General features: G+C 70.1%; 7 protein-coding genes (1 of these 7 cut by a window edge). 4 read left to right on the top strand and 3 right to left on the bottom strand.

Annotation, left to right across the window (positions count from 1 at the left end):
• From G6N50_RS04865 to G6N50_RS04880, 4 genes are all read left to right on the top strand, one after another.
• Positions 1 to 8,777, top strand: the 3' portion of a protein-coding gene (locus tag G6N50_RS04865) for a non-ribosomal peptide synthetase (protein WP_083095265.1). The gene continues 22,522 nt to the left of window position 1, outside the view; 8,777 of the gene's 31,299 nt are visible here — the last part of the coding sequence; its start codon lies off the left edge, out of view; it ends in the stop codon at positions 8,775 to 8,777.
• 153 nt (positions 8,778 to 8,930) lie between these two features.
• Positions 8,931 to 10,736 (top strand): N-acetylglutaminylglutamine amidotransferase, encoded by a 1,806-nt coding sequence (locus G6N50_RS04870; protein WP_083095264.1) that lies wholly within the window; start codon positions 8,931 to 8,933, stop codon positions 10,734 to 10,736.
• Entirely contained in the window at positions 10,733 to 12,523 is a 1,791-nt protein-coding gene (gene ngg, locus G6N50_RS04875; RefSeq protein ID WP_083095263.1) for an N-acetylglutaminylglutamine synthetase, read from the top strand. The genes G6N50_RS04870 and ngg overlap by 4 nt, the downstream gene beginning before the upstream one ends.
• Positions 12,524 to 12,616: 93 nt before the next feature.
• Complete coding sequence (locus tag G6N50_RS04880) at positions 12,617 to 14,101, top strand: MFS transporter (RefSeq protein WP_083095262.1); 1,485 nt, start codon at positions 12,617 to 12,619, stop codon at positions 14,099 to 14,101.
• Positions 14,102 to 14,111: 10 nt separating this feature from the next.
• Here the strand turns inward: G6N50_RS04880 and G6N50_RS04885 are convergent, their stop codons facing one another.
• The 3 genes from G6N50_RS04885 to G6N50_RS04895 form a co-directional block, all read right to left on the bottom strand.
• Positions 14,112 to 15,614: a serine/threonine-protein kinase gene (locus G6N50_RS04885; protein ID WP_083095261.1), complete on the bottom strand. Its 1,503-nt coding sequence runs from the start codon at positions 15,612 to 15,614 to the stop codon at positions 14,112 to 14,114.
• Positions 15,615 to 15,708: 94 nt separating this feature from the next.
• Positions 15,709 to 17,535 (bottom strand): serine/threonine protein kinase PknE, encoded by a 1,827-nt coding sequence (locus tag G6N50_RS04890; protein WP_083095260.1) that lies wholly within the window; start codon positions 17,533 to 17,535, stop codon positions 15,709 to 15,711.
• A 174-nt stretch (positions 17,536 to 17,709) separates the two neighbouring features.
• The gene (locus G6N50_RS04895) at positions 17,710 to 18,051 is read right to left on the bottom strand and encodes a hypothetical protein (protein ID WP_083095259.1); all 342 of its coding nucleotides are present in this window, start codon (positions 18,049 to 18,051) and stop codon (positions 17,710 to 17,712) included.
• Positions 18,052 to 18,119 lie beyond the last annotated feature (68 nt).

Consider the following 18,119-nt stretch of genomic DNA (forward strand, 5'->3'; position numbering starts at 1 on the left):
CGGCCGGGTATCGCTCGCCGACCACCCCCACCGAGGAGATCCTGGCCGGCATCTACGCCCACGTGCTCGGCGTCGAGCGCGTCGGGGTCGACGACTCCTTCTTCGACCTCGGCGGCGACAGCATCTCGGCGATGCGGGTGATCGCGGCGGTCAACAGCGCCATGGACGTCGGCGTCCCGGTGCGCGTGATCTTCGAGTCGCCCACCGTCGCCCAGCTGGCCCCGCGCATCGGCGAGGACACCGGCCGGCTGGATCCGCTGGTGGCGGGCGAGCGGCCGGCCGTGATCCCGCTGTCCTTCGCCCAGAGCCGGCTGTGGTTCCTGGACCAGCTGCAGGGACCGTCCCCGGTCTACAACATGGCGGCGGCGTTGCGGATGCACGGACGCCTCGACGTGCCGGCGCTCGGCGCGGCGCTGGCCGACGTGGTGGCCCGCCACGAAAGCCTGCGCACGGTGTTCGCCGCGACCGAGGAAACACCCCAGCAGGTGGTGATCCCGGTCGAGCAAGCCGATCTGGACTGGCGGACCGTGAACGCCCACGGCTGGTCGGCGACCCGGCTGCGCGAGGCCATCGACGCCGCTGCCGGCGAAACCTTCGACCTGGCCACCCAGATCCCGTTGCGCGCCTCGCTGTTCCGCATCACCGACGACGAGTACGTGCTGGTGGCCGTGGTGCACCACATCGCCGCCGACGGCTGGTCGCTGCGGCCGCTGGTGCGCGACCTGGGCATGGCGTATGCCAGCCGCTGCGCCGGGCGGGCCCCGGACTGGGAGCCGCTGGCCGTGCAGTACGTCGACTACACGCTGTGGCAGCGCGCCCAGTTCGGCGAGCTCGCCGACAGCGGCAGCCGCATCGCCGCGCAGCTGGCCTACTGGCAGGACGCGCTGGCCGGCATGCCCGAGCGGTTGCAGCTCCCCACCGACCGGCCCTACCCGCCGATCGCCGATCAGCGCGGTGCCGCGGTCGAGGTGGACTGGCCGGCCGACCTGCAACAGCAGGTCGCCGGGCTGGCCCGGGAGTACAACTCCACCAGCTTCATGGTGGTGCAGGCCGCCCTGGCGGTGCTGCTGTCCAAGATCAGCGCCAGCACCGACGTCGCGGTCGGCTTCCCGATCGCCGGGCGGCGCGACCCCGCTCTCGACGAGCTGGTCGGGTTCTTCGTCAACACCCTGGTGCTGCGCGTCGACCTGGCCGGCGACCCCAGCTTCACCGAGCTGCTGACCCGGGTGCGCACGCGCAGCCTGGAGGCCTTCGAGCACCAGGACGTGCCGTTCGAGGTGCTGGTGGAGAAGGTCAACCCGACCCGGAGCCTGACCCATCACCCACTGATCCAGGTCATGCTGGCCTGGCAGAACTTCGCCGGCCAGGACAGCGACCCCGGCGCCGGGCTGGCCCTGGGCGACGTCCAGGTCACGTCGATGCCGCTGGACACCCAGGTCGCCCGCATGGATCTGACCTTCTCGCTGGCCGAACGCTGGGCCGAGGACAACGAGCCCGCCGGGATCGGCGGGCGGGTGGAGTTCCGCACCGACGTGTTCGACGCGGACACCATCCGCACGCTGATCGACCGGCTGCAGCGCGTCCTGGAGGCGATGACGGCCGATCCCACCCGCGCGCTGTCCACCGTCGACCTGCTCGACCGGCGTGAGCACGCCCGGCTGGACGCCCTGGGCAACCGCGCGGTGCTGACCGCGCCCCCGGCCACCGACGCGTCGGTCCCGGCGTTGTTCGCCGAGCAGGTCGCGCGCACCCCGGACGCGGTGGCGCTGCGATGCGACGGCCGCTCGTGGACCTACCGCGAACTCGACGAGGCCGCCAACCGGCTGGCCCACCGCCTGACCGGCTTCGGCGTCGGCCGCGGCGAGCGGGTCGCGCTGCTGTTCCCGCGGTCGGCCGAGGCGATCGTGGCCATGCTGGCGGTGCTCAAGACGGGGGCCGCGTACCTGCCGATCGACCCGGGGCTGCCGGCGGAGCGGATCGGGTTCATGCTCGCCGACGCCGCGCCGATGGCCGCGATCAGCACCGCCGAACTGGCCGAGCGGTTGTACGGACACCACGTCGTCGTCATCGACGTCGGCGATCCGGCCGTCGACACCCAGCCGTCCACCGCGTTGCCGACGCCGAACGCCGACGACATCGCCTACCTGATCTACACCTCGGGCACCACCGGTGTCCCCAAAGGCGTTGCGGTCACGCATCGCAACGTCGCCGCGCTGCTGGCATCCGGAGACTCCGGTCTGCCGCGCGAGGGCGTGTGGTCGCAATGGCACTCGCTGGCCTTCGACGTCTCGGTCTGGGAGATCTTCGGCGCGCTGCTGCAGGGCGGGCGCCTGGTGGTCATCCCCGACTCGGTGGTCCGGTCGCCGGACGACTTCCACGCGTTGCTGGTCGCCGAAGAGGTCACCGTGATCAGTCAGACGCCGTCCGCGGCGGACGTGCTGTCGCCCGAGGGGCTGCAGTCCGCGGCCCTGGTAGTGGCCGGCGAGGCGTGCCCGACCGAGCTGGTCGACCGGTGGGCGCCCGGCCGCGTGATGATCAACGCCTACGGCCCGACCGAGGCGACGGTGTACGCGGCGGTCAGCGCCCCGCTGCAAGCGGGATCGCCCACGGTGCCGATCGGTTCGCCGGTGCCCGCGGCGGGGGTGTTCGTCCTGGACGAGTCCCTGCGGCCGGTGCCGCACGGCGTGGTCGGCGAGCTGTATGTGGCCGGCGGCGGCGTCGGCGTCGGTTATTGGCGCCGGGCCGGGCTGACCGCGTCGCGGTTCGTGGCCTGCCCGTTCGGGGCGCCCGGCTCGCGGATGTATCGCACCGGGGACCTGGTGCGCTGGGGCGCCGACGGTCAGCTGCGGTACCTGGGCCGCGCCGACGAGCAGGTCAAGATCCGCGGCTACCGCATCGAGCTCGGCGAGGTGCGTTCGGCGCTGACGGCCGTGGACGGTGTGGAGCAGGGCGCGGTGATCGCCCGCGAGGACCGTCCCGGCGACAAGCGCCTGGTCGGCTACATCACTGGGGGAGCGGACCCGGTCGAGGTCCGCGCCCGGCTGGCCGATCGCCTGCCCGCCTACATGGTCCCGGCCGCTGTCGTGGCGATCGAGGCCCTGCCGCTCACGCCCAACGGCAAGCTGGACGCGCGGGCCCTGCCGGCACCCGAATACCGCGACGTCGACCGGTATCGCGCCCCCGGCACGCCCGTCGAGGAGACCCTGGCCGGCATCTACGCCCAGATCCTGGGCGTCGACCGGGTCGGCATCGACGACTCCTTCTTCGACCTCGGCGGCGACAGCATTTCCTCGATGCAGGTGGTGACCCGCGCGCGGGCGGCCGGCCTGGTGCTGCGGACGCGCGACATCTTCACCGAGCAGACCGTGGCCCGGCTGGCCCTTGTGGCCGGCGTGACCGACGGTGAGTACGGCGCGGCCGACGAGGGCGTCGGCGAAATCTCCGCCACCCCGATCATTCGCTGGCTGCGCAGCGTCGACGGCCCGGTCGACCAGTTCAACCAGACGATGGTGCTGCAGGCCCCCGCCGGCGTCACCGAGGCCGACGTGGTGATGGTGTTGCAGGCCCTGCTGGACCGGCACGCCATGCTGCGGCTGCGGGTCGACGATGACGCCGGCGAGTGGTCTCTTCAGGTGCCCGAGCCGGGGTCGGTCGATGCGGCCCAGCGCATGCACGCGGTCGACGAATTGTCCGACGCGGCGATCGTCGAGGCGCGGTCGCGGCTGAACCCGACCGCCGGGGTGATGCTCAGCGCGCTGTGGGTGGCCGCCACCCGCGAACTGGTGCTGATCGTTCACCACCTGGCCGTCGACGGCGTGTCCTGGCGGGTGCTGCTGGAAGACCTCAACATCGCCTGGGGCCAGCACCATCACGGGCAACCGATCGCGCTGCCCGCGGGCGGGACATCGTTCGCCCGGTGGGCCACGCTGCTCGCCGAGCACGCCCAGTCGCCGGCCGTGCTCGAGCAGGCCGAGGCCTGGCGGCGGGTCGCCGCGACGCCGCCGGCACTACCGGCGGTGCGGCCCGAGGCCGACACCTACGAGACCGCCGAGAACATGTCGGTGACGCTGGACGCCGAGACCACCCGCACGCTGCTCGGTGAGGCACCGGCCGCATTCCACGCCGGGGTCAACGACATCCTGCTGGTCGGCTTCGCCCTGGCCTGGGCCGAGTTCCTGGGCCCCAACGTTGCAGTCGGCTCGCCGATCGGCATCGACGTTGAAGGCCACGGCCGCCACGAGGAGCTGGCCGCTGGAGTGGACCTGTCGCGCACCGTGGGCTGGTTCACCACCAAATACCCGGTGGCACTGAACGTCTGGGGGCTGTCCTGGGCGCAGGTCACGGCCGGCGCACCGATCCTGGGCGACCTGGTGAAGGACGCCAAGGAGCAACTGCGCGCGCTGCCGGATCCGCTCACCTACGGCTTGCTGCGCTACCTGAACACCGAGGTCGACCTGGACGGCGCCGACCCGACGATCGGGTTCAACTATCTGGGCCGGTTGGGCGGCGCGGCGGCCGAGCTCTCCGACGAGCTGTGGCGCATCAGCCCGGACGGCTCGTCGGCCACCGCCATCAGCACGGCGGTGCCCATGCCGCTGATGCACACCGTGGACCTCAACGCCGGCACCATGGACACCGCGGACGGTCCGCAGCTGCACGCCAACTGGACGTGGGCCGCCTCGGCGCTGGACCGCGAGCAGGTCGCCCGGCTGAGCCGGTTGTGGTTCGAGGCCCTGGCCGGCATCTGCGCGCACGTCCGTCACGGCGGCGGCGGGCTGACCCCGTCGGACATCGTCCCTGCCCGCCTGAACCAGCAGCAGATCGACCAGCTCGAACGGCGGCAGCGCATCGCCGACGTGCTGCCGCTGACCCCGCTGCAGGAGGGGCTGCTCTTCCACGCCGACACCACGCGGGGCAGCAGGGGCCAGCTGGAGGACCACCTGTACGTCGTCCAGCTCGACCTCAGCCTGACCGGCCCGCTGGACGCGGACCGGCTGCGCGATGCGATGCACACCGTGATCGGCCGGCACCCGCACCTGGTGGCCCGATTCTGCGACGAGTTCGATGAGCCGGTCCAGGTCATCCCGGCGGATCCGGCCATGGCCTGGCGTTACCTCGAGCTCAAGACCAACGGCAGTCGGCCCGAAGAACAGCTCCAGCGGCTGTGCGCCTCCGAGCGCGCCGCGGTCTACGACCTGGCCGACCAACCGGCCGTCCGCGCCGCGCTGGTCCGCATGGGCGACGACCGGCACCGGCTGGTGCTGACCATCCATCACATCGTGCTCGACGGCTGGTCGGTGCCGATCCTGCTGAACGAGACGTTCGCGGCTTACACCGGGCAGCGACTGCCCGCACCCGCGCCGTATCGCAGGTTCGTCGACTGGCTGGCCGACCGCGACCGGGACGCCGCCCGCGCGGCCTGGGGCGAGGTGTTGGACGGCTTCGACACCCCGACGCTGGTCGGGCCGCCGCAGCAACTGGAGCTCGGCGGTCGAGGCGTCCAGTCGTTCGCGCTGTCCGAGGAGACCACCCGGGCGCTCAGCGAGCTGGCCCGCTCCAGCCACACCACGGTCAGCACCGTGCTGCAGGCCGCGTGGGCGCAGCTGCTGGCCTGGCTGACCGGACAGCAGGACGTCGCCTTCGGCACTACAGTGTCGGGCCGGCCGGCCGAGGTCGTCGGCGCCGAATCGATGGTGGGCCTGATGATCAACACCGTCCCGGTGCGGGCCCGCATGACGGCGGCGACCACCACGACCGAGCTGCTCGCCCAGCTGCAACGCGGGCACGCCGAGACGCTCGACCATCAGCACCTGGCGCTCAGCGAGATCCACCGGATCACCGGTCAGGAGCGGCTGTTCGACACCCTCTTCGCGTACGAGAACTACCCGCTGGACACCTCGGCGATGGCGGTCGACTACGAACTGACGATCTCCGACGTCAACATGTTCGAGCGCAACCACTACCCGCTGACGATGCAAGCCGCCCTGTCCGGCGAGGAACTCGGCCTGCGGGTGGAGTACGACACCGGCGTTTTCGACACGCCAACCATCGAGGCGCTCAGCGACCGGTTGGAGCGGGTGCTGCTCGCGATGACCGCCGATCCAAGTCGGCCGCTCTCGTCGGTGGACCTGCTCGGCGCGCCGGAGCGCGCCCGGCTGGACGAGATCGGCAACCGCGCGGTGCTGGGCCGGCCGCGGCCCGTGCTGCCGTCGATTCCCGCGATATTCGACGCGCAGGTCGCCGACCGGCCCGACGCGGTGGCGGTCAGCTGGAGCGGCATGTCGTTGACCTACCGGGAACTCGACCAGGCCGCCACCCGGCTGGCTCACCTGCTCGCCGAGCAGGGCGCGCGCCCGGGAGAGTCGGTGGCACTGCTGTTCTCGCGGTCGGCGCAGGCGATCGTCGCGATGCTGGCGGTGCTCAAGACCGGGGCGGCCTACCTGCCGATCGACCCGGCGGCACCGGGCACCCGGATCCGCTTCATGCTCGACGACGCCGCGCCGATCGCCGCCGTCACCACCGAGGGTCTGCGGTCGCGGCTGAGCGGCTCCGACCTGACGGTCATCGATATCGAGGACCCGCGGATCGGGGACCGTCCCGTCACGCCGCTGCCGGCACCCCCGGCCGAGGGCTTCGCCTACGTCATCTACACCTCGGGCACCACGGGTGTCCCCAAAGGTGTTGCGATCACCCATCGCAACGTGACCCAGCTGCTGGAGTCGCTGGACGCGGGCCTGCCGCGGGTGGGGGTGTGGACGCAGAGCCACTCGTACGCCTTCGACGTGTCGGTCTGGGAGATCTTCGGCGCTCTGCTGCGCGGCGGGCGACTCGTCGTGGTGCCCGAGTCGGTGGCGCGTTCACCGCAGGACTTCCACACCCTGCTGGTCGACGAAGGGGTCACCGTGTTGACCCAGACCCCCTCGGCGGTGGCGATGCTCTCGCCCGAGGGGCTGGATTCGGTGGCGCTGGTGATGGCCGGCGAGGCCTGTCCGGCCGAGGTGGTCGACCGGTGGGCGCCCGGACGGGTGATGGTCAACGCCTATGGCCCGACCGAGACCACCATGTGCGTGGCGATCAGCGCGCCGCTGACACCCGGATCCGGGACACCGCCGATCGGGTCGCCGGTCGACGGCGCGGCCCTGTTCGTCCTCGACGAATGGCTGCGGCCGGTGCCGGCCGGTGTCGTCGGTGAGTTGTATGTGGCCGGCGACGGCGTGGCCGCCGGGTATGTCGGCCGGGCCGGGCTGACGGCGTCGCGGTTCGTGGCCTGCCCGTTCGGCGGGCCGGGCGCGCGGATGTATCGCACCGGGGACCTGGTGCGCTGGGGCGGCGACGGTGAGCTGCAATACTTCGGCCGCGCCGACGAGCAGGTCAAACTCCGCGGCTACCGCATCGAGCTCGGCGAAATCCAGGCCGCGTTGGCCGCACTCGAGGACGTCGACCAGGCCGTGGTGATCGCCCGCGAGGACCAGCCCGGCGTCAAGCGCCTGGTGGGCTACATCACCGGGACGGCCGACCCGGGCGAGGCGCGCACCGCGCTGGCCGGGCGGCTGCCCGGCTACATGGTGCCGGCGGCGGTGGTGGCACTCGACGCGCTGCCGTTGACCACCAACGGCAAACTCGACATCCGAGCCCTGCCGGCAGCGCAGTACGCCGGAGGCAGCTACCGGGCACCGTCCACCGCCCTCGAGGAGGCCCTCGCGGCCAGCTACGCCCACGTGCTCGGTGTCGAGCGCGTCGGCGTCGACGACTCGTTCTTCGATCTGGGCGGCGACAGCATCTCCGCGATGCGCCTGACCGCCGCGATCAACGCCAGCCTCGGCATTGAGCTGGCTGTTCGGACCCTGTTCGAGGCGCCCACCATCAGCGGGTTGAGCCGGCGGCTGCACACCGGGGCGACGGATGCCGACGAGGTGGTGCCCGTACAGACGCTGCGCGACGGGCCCGGCGTGCCGCTGTTCTGCATCCACCCGGCCGGCGGGGTGAGCTGGCCGTATCAGGTCCTTGGGAAGTATTTAAACTGCGCGATCTTCGGCATCCAGCAAACCCGGCGGCCGGACGAGGCCGCGCCGCGGTCTATCCGCGAGTTGGCCGAGAATTACGCCGACCGGATCCAGGACGTCTATCCCGGCGGGCCCTACAACATCCTTGGCTGGTCGTTCGGCGGGGTCGTCGCCCACGAGATCGCCATCGAGCTGCAGCGGCGCGGCTGCGTGATCGGGCGTCTGATCCTGCTCGACGCCCAACCCAGCATCGGCGACGGCATCGCCCTGTCGGAGCACGCCCTGCGCGAGCAGCACGTCCTCGACGACGTCCTGCGGGGCTATCACCTCGGCACCCACATCAGCACCGACGGGCATGCCGGCCCGCCCACCGATGAGCAGCTGGCGGAACTCCTGCGCGAATCGGGGGTCACGGACAGTTCCCGGCACCGATGGCTCGCCGATCTGCTGGTCCGAAACCTGGGTGACAACATCGAGCTCTACCGGCTTCACGAACCCGGGCTGTTCGACGGTGACATCAGCGTCTTCTCCGCCGTGCGGGATCAAAGCGATCGCGGTTTGCTGCTGGCCCGATACTGGGAGCCCTATGCCTCGGGCGACGTTCTCGCGTACCCGGTGGACTGCACCCACGACGAGATGCTGACCGCCGGCTCGGTGGAGACGTATGTGGAGCGGCTCCGGCAGCTGATCCGCGCGGAACGTCGCCGAGAACTGGCCCCGCACGAACGGTTCAACGCGGCGCCCGGTGCGGACGAGCCGCCCGCCAAGTCATGACGGGCCCCGGGTTACGTCGACCGTGCGATCCAATTCACACGTCCGCCGATCACGGTGATCAACACGCGTTGATCGTGGCGGTAGGTGGCCCGTTGCAGCACTTTTCGCGGAGGTCACGCGCGCTTCGGTTCGGGCAACGGTAGGGTCGAAGACGTGTGCGGAGTCACCGGGGAGGTCCGGCTCGACGGGCGGGCGCCCGATGTAGCGGCGGTCTCAGCGATGGCCGCGGTGCTGACACCACGGGGCCCCGACGCGGGCGGCGCCTGGTCGCAGGGCCGGGTTGCGCTGGGCCATCGTCGTCTGAGAATCATCGACCTGACCGAAGCGGGCGCCCAGCCGATGGTCGACTCCGAGCTGGGTCTGTCCATCGCCTGGAACGGCTGCATCTACAACTACAAGGAGCTGCGCCAGGAACTCAGCGGGTACGGCTACCGCTTCTTCTCGCACAGCGACACCGAGGTGCTGATCAAGGCCTACCACCGGTGGGGCGACGACTTCGTCAGCCATCTGTTCGGCATGTTCGCCTTCGCGATCGTCGAACGCGACAGCGGGCGGGTGTTGCTCGGACGGGACCGGCTCGGCATCAAACCGCTGTACCTGACCGAGGACAGCCACCGGATCCGATTCGCGTCGACGCTGCCCGCCCTGCTGGCCGGCGGGGGCGTGGACACCCGGATCGACCCGGTCGCCCTGCACCACTACATGAGCTTCCACTCGGTGGTGCCCGCGCCGAACACGATCCTGCGCGGGGTCCGCAAGGTGCCGCCCGCCTCGCTGGTCGCCATCGAGCCCGACGGCAAACGCACCGTCACCACCTACTGGGCCCCCGACTTCACCCGGCACTCAGACCGCGCGGACTGGTCGGAACGCGACTGGGAAGACGCCGTGCTGTCCACGCTGCGACTGGCGGTCAAACGCCGCCTGGTCGCCGACGTTCCGGTCGGTTGCCTGCTGTCCGGCGGCGTGGACTCCAGCCTGATCGTGGGTCTGCTCGCCGAAGCCGGTCAGCACGGGCTGTCGACCTTCTCCATCGGCTTCGAGTCGGCCGGCGGCGTCAAGGGTGACGAGTTCCAGTACTCCGACATCGTGGCCCAGCGCTTCGAGACCGACCACCACCAGATCCGCATCGAGACCGACCGGATGCTGCCCGCGCTCGACGGGGCCATCGGCGCGATGAGCGAACCGATGGTCAGCCACGACTGCGTCGCCTTCTACCTGCTCAGCCAGGAAGTGGCGCGGCACGTGAAGGTCGTGCAGTCCGGCCAGGGCGCCGACGAGGTGTTCGCCGGCTACCACTGGTATCCGCCGATGGGTGATCCCGCCGCGGCCACCCTGGACGGGGCGGTCGCCCAGTACCGCGGCGCCTTCTTCGACCGCGATGCGGCCGGGGTCCAGGCGCTGGTCGGGTCGGGCATCGTCGCGCCCGACGACCCCAGCCTGCGGTTCGTCACCGAGCACTTCGCCCAGGCCGGCGCCGAAACCGGCATCGACCGCGCGCTGCGGCTCGACACGACGGTGATGCTGATCGACGACCCGGTGAAGCGGGTCGACAACATGACGATGGCGTGGGGGCTGGAGGGTCGGGTGCCGTTCCTCGACCACGAGCTGGTCGACCTGGCCGCGACCTGCCCGCCGGAATACAAGATCGCGCACGAAGGCAAGGGCGTCCTGAAACAGGCTGCGCGACGGGTGATTCCGTCGGAGGTCATCGACCGCCCCAAGGGTTACTTCCCGGTCCCGGCGTTGACCCACCTCGAAGGCCCCTACCTCGACATGGTCCGCGACGCCCTCTACGCGCCCACCGCCAAGGAACGCGGCCTGTTCAACACCGACGCGGTCGACGTGCTGCTGGCCAACCCCAACGGCAGGCTGACCCCGCTGCGCGGCAACGAGCTCTGGCAGATCGCGCTGCTCGAGCTCTGGTTGCAGCGTCACGGTGTGACGGGCCCGGTTGCATGACCGTGGTCGACCCCTCCGGCGACCACACCGAGGCGATCACGCTCGGTCTGCACGACGCCTCGCCGCCCGAGCTGGTCGACGCGATGGCCAAAGATGTTGAGCTCGAGCTGGGTTGGGGCCGACTGATTTTCGGGCAGACCTTCGCCAATTCCCAGGAACTGGTCGAGGCGCTGCGCCGCGAGGGGCCCGGGCGGCGCGACATCTGCATCTACGCCCGCGAATCCCACGTGGTGGTCGCCGAGGCGCCCACCGAGCTGTTCATCGACCCCAGCCACACCTATCGGCTGCGTTTCACCCCGGAGACGAAGAACCTGGCGCCGGCGCCGCTGGGCGTGACGGTGCGCACCCTCAACGACCCGATCGATGCCGACGCCATGAATCGCGTCTACGTGCGCTGCGGCATGGTCCCGGCCGGGGTGGACGTGATCTGGGACAACCACCGGAACGTGCCCGCGGTGAAGTACCTGCTCGCGGTGCGCGACGAGGATGGGGCCGTGGTCGGCACCGTCACCGGCGTCGATCACCAGTTGCTGTTCAACGACCCGGAGGAAGGATCGAGCCTGTGGACCCTGGCGGTCGATCCGGCCGCCGGGCTGCCCGGCGTGGGCGGCGCCCTCACCAGGGCGCTGGCCGAGCACTTCCGCAGCGCGGGCCGCGCCTACATGGATCTGTCGGTGGCGCACGACAACGCGGCCGCCATCGGCCTGTACGAGAAGCTGGGTTTCCGTCGCGTCCCGGTGCTGGCGATCAAGCGCAAGAACGCGATCAACGAACCGCTCTTCAGCCCGCCGCCCGAGACGGTCGACGACCTCAATCCCTACGCCCGGATCATCGCCGACGAGGCGCTGCGCCGGGGGATCTGGGTCGAGGTGCTCGACGCCGAGACCGGCGAGATGCGGCTTACGCACGGCGGCCGCAGCGTCATCACCCGGGAATCGTTGTCCGAGTACACCTCGGCGGTGGCGATGTGCCGCTGCGACGACAAGCGGTTGACGCGGCGCCTGGTCTCCGAGGCGGGCATCACCGTACCGCGGGCCCGGCTGGCCACCTTCGACGAGAGCGATTTCGCCTTCCTCGAGGAGGTCGGCGAGGTCGTCGTCAAACCGACGCGCGGCGAGCAGGGCAAGGGCATCACCGTTGGGGTCGTCCCGGACAACGGCCCCGACGACCTCAGCGCCGCCCTGGCCCGGGCCCGCCAGCAATACCCGGACGTGCTGATCGAGCAGCGGGTGGACGGTGACGACCTTCGGCTGGTGGTGATCGACGGCCGCGTCGTCGCGGCCGCGCTGCGGATGCCTCCCGAGGTCATCGGCACCGGGGAGCACAGCGTGCGGGACCTGATCGCGGCCGAGAGCCGGCGCCGGTCGGCGGCCACCGGCGGTGAGTCCCGCATTCCGCTCGACGACCTCACGGAGTCGACGATCGCCGAAGCCGGCTGGACCCTAGACGACGTGCTGCCGCAGGGAACCCGGCTGCGGGTTCGCCGCACCGCCAACCTGCATCAGGGCGGCACCATCCACGACGTCACCGCGCACGTGAACAGCGAACTGTGCCGCGTCGCGGTAACGGCGGCCGAGGCGATCGGCATCCCGGTGACCGGGATCGACCTGTTGGTGCCCGACGTCACCGGCGCCGAGTACGTCTTCATCGAAGCCAACGAGCGCCCGGGGCTGGCCAACCACGAGCCCCAGCCCACGGCCGCGGCTTTCATCGACTTTCTCTTCCCCGGCCACCCCGGCCAGCCGCAGGCCTGGACTCCCGAGGAGTCCCGGTCCGACCGGGGTTGACGCCTGCGGGCGCGGCGCCGATTTGGTACCCGGTCGAGGGCTAGCGACGGGTACTGAGTGGGTAAATCTCTGTCAAACCAGAACGGAGACCGCATGAGTGCGAGCGCGCAGACCAAAACCATCTCGACGCATGTGCCGGCGCGGCTGGACCGGCTGCCGTGGTCGCGGTTCCACTGGCGCGTGGTCGTCGGCCTGGGCGGGGTGTGGGTGCTCGACGGGCTCGAGGTCACGATGGTGGGCAACGTGTCGGCCCGGCTGATGGAGCGCAACAGTGGCATCGCGCTGGACGCCGCGCAGATCGGCATGGCGGCAGCGATCTACATCGCCGGTGCGTGTTCGGGGGCGCTGTTCTTCGGTCACCTGACGGACCGGTTCGGCCGGCGGAACCTGTTCATCCTTACCCTGGCGATCTATTTGGCGGGGACCGTCGCGACCGCGTTCGCGTTCGCCCCGTGGTATTTCTTCCTGACCCGTTTCTTCACCGGGGCGGGCATCGGGGGCGAATACGCCGCCATCAATTCGGCCATCGACGAGCTGATCCCGGCGCGGGTGCGCGGTCGGGTCGACCTGGTGATCAACGGGACCTATTGGCTGGGTTCGGCCGCCGGTGCGGGCGGCGCGCTGATCCTGTTGAACACGTCGAACTTCCCGCCCAACATCGGATGGCGGCTCGCCTTCGGCATCGGCGCCATCCTCGGGATCTTCGTGCTGCTCGTCCGGCGCAACGTCCCGGAGAGCCCGCGCTGGTTGTTCATCCACGGCCGCGACGACGAGGCGGAGCAGATCGTCGGCGAGATCGAAGAGGCGGTCCGGCAGGAGACCGGCCAACCCCTGCCCGAACCGCAGGGCAAGGCGCTGCGGATCCGCCAGCGCACGGCGATCTCGTTCCGGGAGATCGCCGCCGTGGCGTTCAAGCTCTACCCGCGGCGCGCGGTGCTCGGACTGGCGCTGTTCATCGGGCAGGCGTTCCTCTACAACGGCGTCACGTTCAACCTCGGCACGCTGCTCAGCCAGTTCTACGCCGTGCCGTCCGGAATGGTGCCGGTGTTCTTCGTGCTGTGGGCGCTGAGCAATTTCGTCGGCCCGCTGGTCCTCGGGCATCTGTTCGACACCGTCGGCCGCAAACCGATGATCACGCTGACTTACATCGGTTCCGGCGTCGCGGTGGTGGCGCTGGCGGTGGTGTTCCTCACCCAGGCCGGCGGTGTGTGGGCCTTCATCGGCGTGCTGATCGTCGCGTTCTTCCTGGCGTCGGCGGGCGCCAGCGCGGCGTACCTGACGGTCAGCGAGATCTTCCCGATGGAGACCAGGGCGCTGGCGATCGCGTTCTTCTACGCGATGGGCACGGCGATCGGCGGCATCACCGGCCCGCTGCTGTTCGGTCAGCTGATCAACTCGGGCATGCGCAGCGAGGTCGTCTGGTCGTTCCTCATCGGCGCGGTCGTGATGGCCGCGGCCGGCCTGGTCGAACTGTGGCTCGGCATCGCCGCCGAGCAGCGTCCGCTGGAGGAGCTGGCGTTGCCGCTGACCGTGGAAGACGCTGAGCGTCAAGAAGATTCGGAACCGGTATCGGACTAGGCCGGCCGGATCAGCCGTACGCATCCCACCACGTGTGCAGGTCTTCGACCGTGGCCGGATCCCCGGTGACGTCGCTGAGCATGAGTCTCGCGTCGTTGGACCAGATCACGTTCGGGTGGTTGTTGTAGCTGCCGCACGCGATCAGGCCGGCCATGTTGTTGGGGGTCTCGTCGTAGTGCCAGCTGACGGGTGAGCGTCCCTCGCCGGGGCAGTTCACCAGGCTGACGTTGCCGACGTCGTCGGAGAAGGCCGTCTTCAGCCGGTCGGGCGTTCCGAACAGTCCGTAGGTGGCCCGGGTCGGGCCGCCGGGCTGGGTGTTCTGTCCGCAGGTCACCATGGCCACCGCGTGCACCCAGACGCTGCCCGATTCGGGAGTGGCCGGCGTGCAGGTGCCGGGCAGGTAACCCGGCGGGAGCAGGCTGATCAGCCGCGCCTGGTCGCCGGTGGGGGCGGCGGTGGACGGTGGCGCGGTCTTGCCCGAACCGGTCCGGTGCGGCGGCTGGCTGGTCGGTTTGAGCACCAGCCAGACGCCGACGGCAGCGATCGCGACGGTGACGACGGCCGCAGCGGCCACCATCGGCCACCGGGTGCGCTTGCGTCGCGGCGGCGCGGGCGGGCTGATCGGGATGTCGGCGTCCGCGGTGTCGCTGCGTTCCAGGATCGTGTCGGCGCGCTCGCGCTCGGGGCTGGTCAGCGCCTTGTGCGCGGCGTCCGCCAGGGCCCCGGCGGTGGCGTAGCGCTCGCCGGGGTCTTTGGCCATCCCCGCCGCGATCACCGCGTCGAAGGCCCGGCTCACGCCGTGCGCGCTGGGTTTGGGGATGGGCTGCATCATGTGCGCGGTCACTAGCGCGCCGGTGCTGTCGGCGCCGTACGGCGGGATCCCGGTCAGGCATTCGTAGAGCACACAGGCCAGCGCGTACACATCGGCGCGGGAAGTCACCTCGTCACTCGAAAAGCGTTCGGGCGCCATGTATTTCAAGGTTCCCACCGCGGTGCCCAATTGGGTGAGTTTCTCGTCGGTCTTGGCGCTGGCGATACCAAAGTCCACCAGATAGGCGAAGTCGTCGCCGGTGATCAGGATGTTCTGCGGCTTGACGTCACGATGTGTCACCCCGGCGGCGTGCGCGGCGTCCAGAGCCGACGCGACCTGGTGGATGATGGCCACCGCCCGCGGCGCGGGCAGCGGTCCCTCCCGTTCGAGCAAGCTGTCCAAATCGACACCCTCGATGAGGCGCATCTCCAGGAACAGTTGGCCGTCGATTTCGCCGTAGTCGTGGATCGGCACCACGTGCGGCTCCAGCAGCCTGCCGGTGATGCGGGCCTCGCGCTCCATTCGCTTGCGGAACACCGGATCCTGGCTGAACGTGTGCGACATCAGCTTCACCGCGACGGTCCACTGCTTAACGGTGTGCTCGGCTTCGTAGACCTCGCCCATTCCGCCGCGGCCGAGCAGCCGCTTCAGCAGGTACGGCCCGAACATCGTCCCCGACCGCGACCCCTGCGCGTCGCTCATCGCTGACTCCAATCAACTCACAACGCCAGGCGGTTCCGTCCACCGATCGCCGCAGGAAAAGTACAACATCCCCTCGGCGGCGGCGGACCGTGTGTTATCCGGTGAGTTTCGTCAGCCAGGCCGGGTTCTGGTAGTTCACGGCCGTGCTGCCGTCCCACACGAACGGGGTGGAGTTGGCGTTGTCCGCCGACAGCGTCGAGTAGCCGTTCGCCGCTTTGGTTTTCGCCGTGCCGAGATCATCGCCGGACTTGATGCAGGTGATGACGCCGGCGTCGGCGCCGAGCGTCTTGGCCAATTGCGCGAGCTCGCCGTCGGTGCGGTCCTCGGCGGCGCCCTCTTGTGGCTGAAAGTTGCTGGCGAACAAGCCGGCATAGAAGGCGGCGTAGAGCTTGGGGTCGTTCTGCGCGGCGACGCAGTAAGTGGCCGCCACCGCGCGGGTCGAGTAGTCCTGGCTGTGCGACTTGTCGTCGAGGAAGTTGAGCAGGTGATAGCGCACGGCGAGCTTCTTGTTGTTCACCGCGGTGTCGATGTCCGCGGCATTCGACCTGATGAAGCTGCCGCACGGCGGGCAGATGGGTTCGTTGAAGAGGTCGATCGTGGTCTGGGCCGCCGAACTGCCCACGAACACACCGTCGTCGAGGACCCGCAGCGCGACCGCGTCCGGCGGCGGCGGAGGCGGGACCGGTGCCGGCCGGGACTTCGATTCCCAGGGGCGGATGACGCCGAGGATCACCCCGATGAGGGCCACCGTGAGGGTGGCGGCGACACCGACCCAGAGCCAGGGCTTGCGGCTGGCGCGCGACAGCTGGCCCCAGGGCGGGGTCGCCGCGCCAGCGGCGTTCGTCCAGACCGGCGGGCGGCTCCACGCCGTCGGCTGTAACCCCGGTGCGCCGGAAGCCAACAGCGCACCCGGCGGCGTGGGCCAGGGACCGACCGGCTGTTGTTGCGGCGCGGGCGGAGCGGGCGCGAACCCGCCGACGGACTGGCCGCCCGCCGCCTGGCCGCCGACCGCCTGGCCGGCGAACGCGGCTGGCGGCGCTGCCACTTGACTGCGCTCCAGGATGTCGGTGGCCCGGTCTTGATCGGGCGCGGCCAGCGCCCCGTAGGCCGCGGCCGACAGGTCACCGCAGGTGAGGAAGCGGTCCGCGGGGTCCTTGGCCATGCCGCGGGCGATGACCCCGTCGAAGGCCGCCGGGATGCTGGGCCGCGCCGCGCTCGGGCGCGGGATCGGCTGGCGCACGTGCGCGCCCATCACGCTCAGTTGGTCGCCCGTGTAGGGCGGCGAGCCGGTCAGGCACTCGTACAGCACACAGGCCAGAGCGTAGATGTCGGCCTGGGCCGTTATTTCGGAGTCGCCGAACCGCTCCGGGGCCATGTATTTGGCGGTGCCGACGGTGGTGCCGATTTGGGTGAGTTTTTCGTCGGAAGTCGCGCTGGCGATGCCGAAATCGACCAGGTAGGCGAAGTCGTCGGCGCTCACCAAAATGTTCTCCGGCTTCACGTCGCGATGCAGGATCCCGGCCGCGTGCGCGGCATCGAGCGCCGAACCGATCTGGCGGACAATCGCTATCGCCCGCGGCGGGGATATCGGTCCGAAGCGTTTCAGCATGCTGGCCAGGTCTTTGCCGTCGATCAGCCGCATGTCGACGTAGAGCTGGCCGTCGATCTCACCGAAGTCGTGGATGGGCACGACGTGCGGCTCATGCAGCCGCCCGGCGGTGCGGGCCTCGCGCTGCATCCGCGAGCGGAATACCGGATCGTTGGACAGGGTCCGCGACATCAGTTTCAGGGCCACGATGCGCTCGCGCACCGTGTCCTCGGCCTCGTAGACGTCGCCCATGCCGCCGCGACCGACCAGCCGCTGCAGCCGATACGGCCCGAATTGCGTACCCTCCCGCGAATCCGCGGTCGCGTCACCCATCCAAGACTCCTCACCGCCAGCCGTGCTCCGCAAACCGCCGACCGGCGTCCTCGGGCACCCGGCCAATGCCGGCGCCGAATCCGTGTTCACGGTGGCATGCAGGCATAAGGCTAAGGTTTTCGCGACCGCGAGGCACGGCGAATAGCGAAAGCCAGCTAATTCGACGGCGCGCGATTAATGGTTGTCGTCATCACCGGTGGCGCGTTCGGTGAGCCCTTCTCGGGACAGCGCCCGGACGAATCCGTAAGCCTGCATTCCGGACGGGCCGGGATTGTCGAAAATCCATTCGTTGATCTTTTCCAGCGCGTTGGCCAGGTCGTCGCGCTTGACCCGCACCAGGTAGGTCTTTCGGTCGTCGTCGGGATCCTCGATGGAATCGGCGACCGCAACGGGATTCCTGAACGCATAGGCGATCCCATGCACCGCATCGTGGTTCAGCGCCCATTGAATTTCGCTGGGACGCAATCGGTTCACCGCCAGATTACGGAAGTCATGGTCGTCGTCTGAACTGCTCACCTGGCCGGTGATCCTTTTCTGTGTGCATCGAGGAAGTGGACAGCGATCAACTGAAGGTGACGTCACCG

The organism is Mycobacterium mantenii, from assembly GCF_010731775.1.
In the GTDB taxonomy this organism is placed as follows: Bacteria; Actinomycetota; Actinomycetes; order Mycobacteriales; family Mycobacteriaceae; genus Mycobacterium; species Mycobacterium mantenii.

What these genes read in the sequence shown, in the direction of transcription:
- ngg (WP_083095263.1), top strand. Translation starts at nt 10,733, where the DNA reads ATGACCGTGGTCGACCCCTCCGGCGACCACACCGAGGCGATCACGCTC.
- G6N50_RS04880 (WP_083095262.1), top strand. Translation starts at nt 12,617, where the DNA reads ATGAGTGCGAGCGCGCAGACCAAAACCATCTCGACGCATGTGCCGGCG.
- G6N50_RS04885 (WP_083095261.1), bottom strand. Translation starts at nt 15,614, where the DNA reads ATGAGCGACGCGCAGGGGTCGCGGTCGGGGACGATGTTCGGGCCGTAC.
- G6N50_RS04890 (WP_083095260.1), bottom strand. Translation starts at nt 17,535, where the DNA reads ATGGGTGACGCGACCGCGGATTCGCGGGAGGGTACGCAATTCGGGCCG.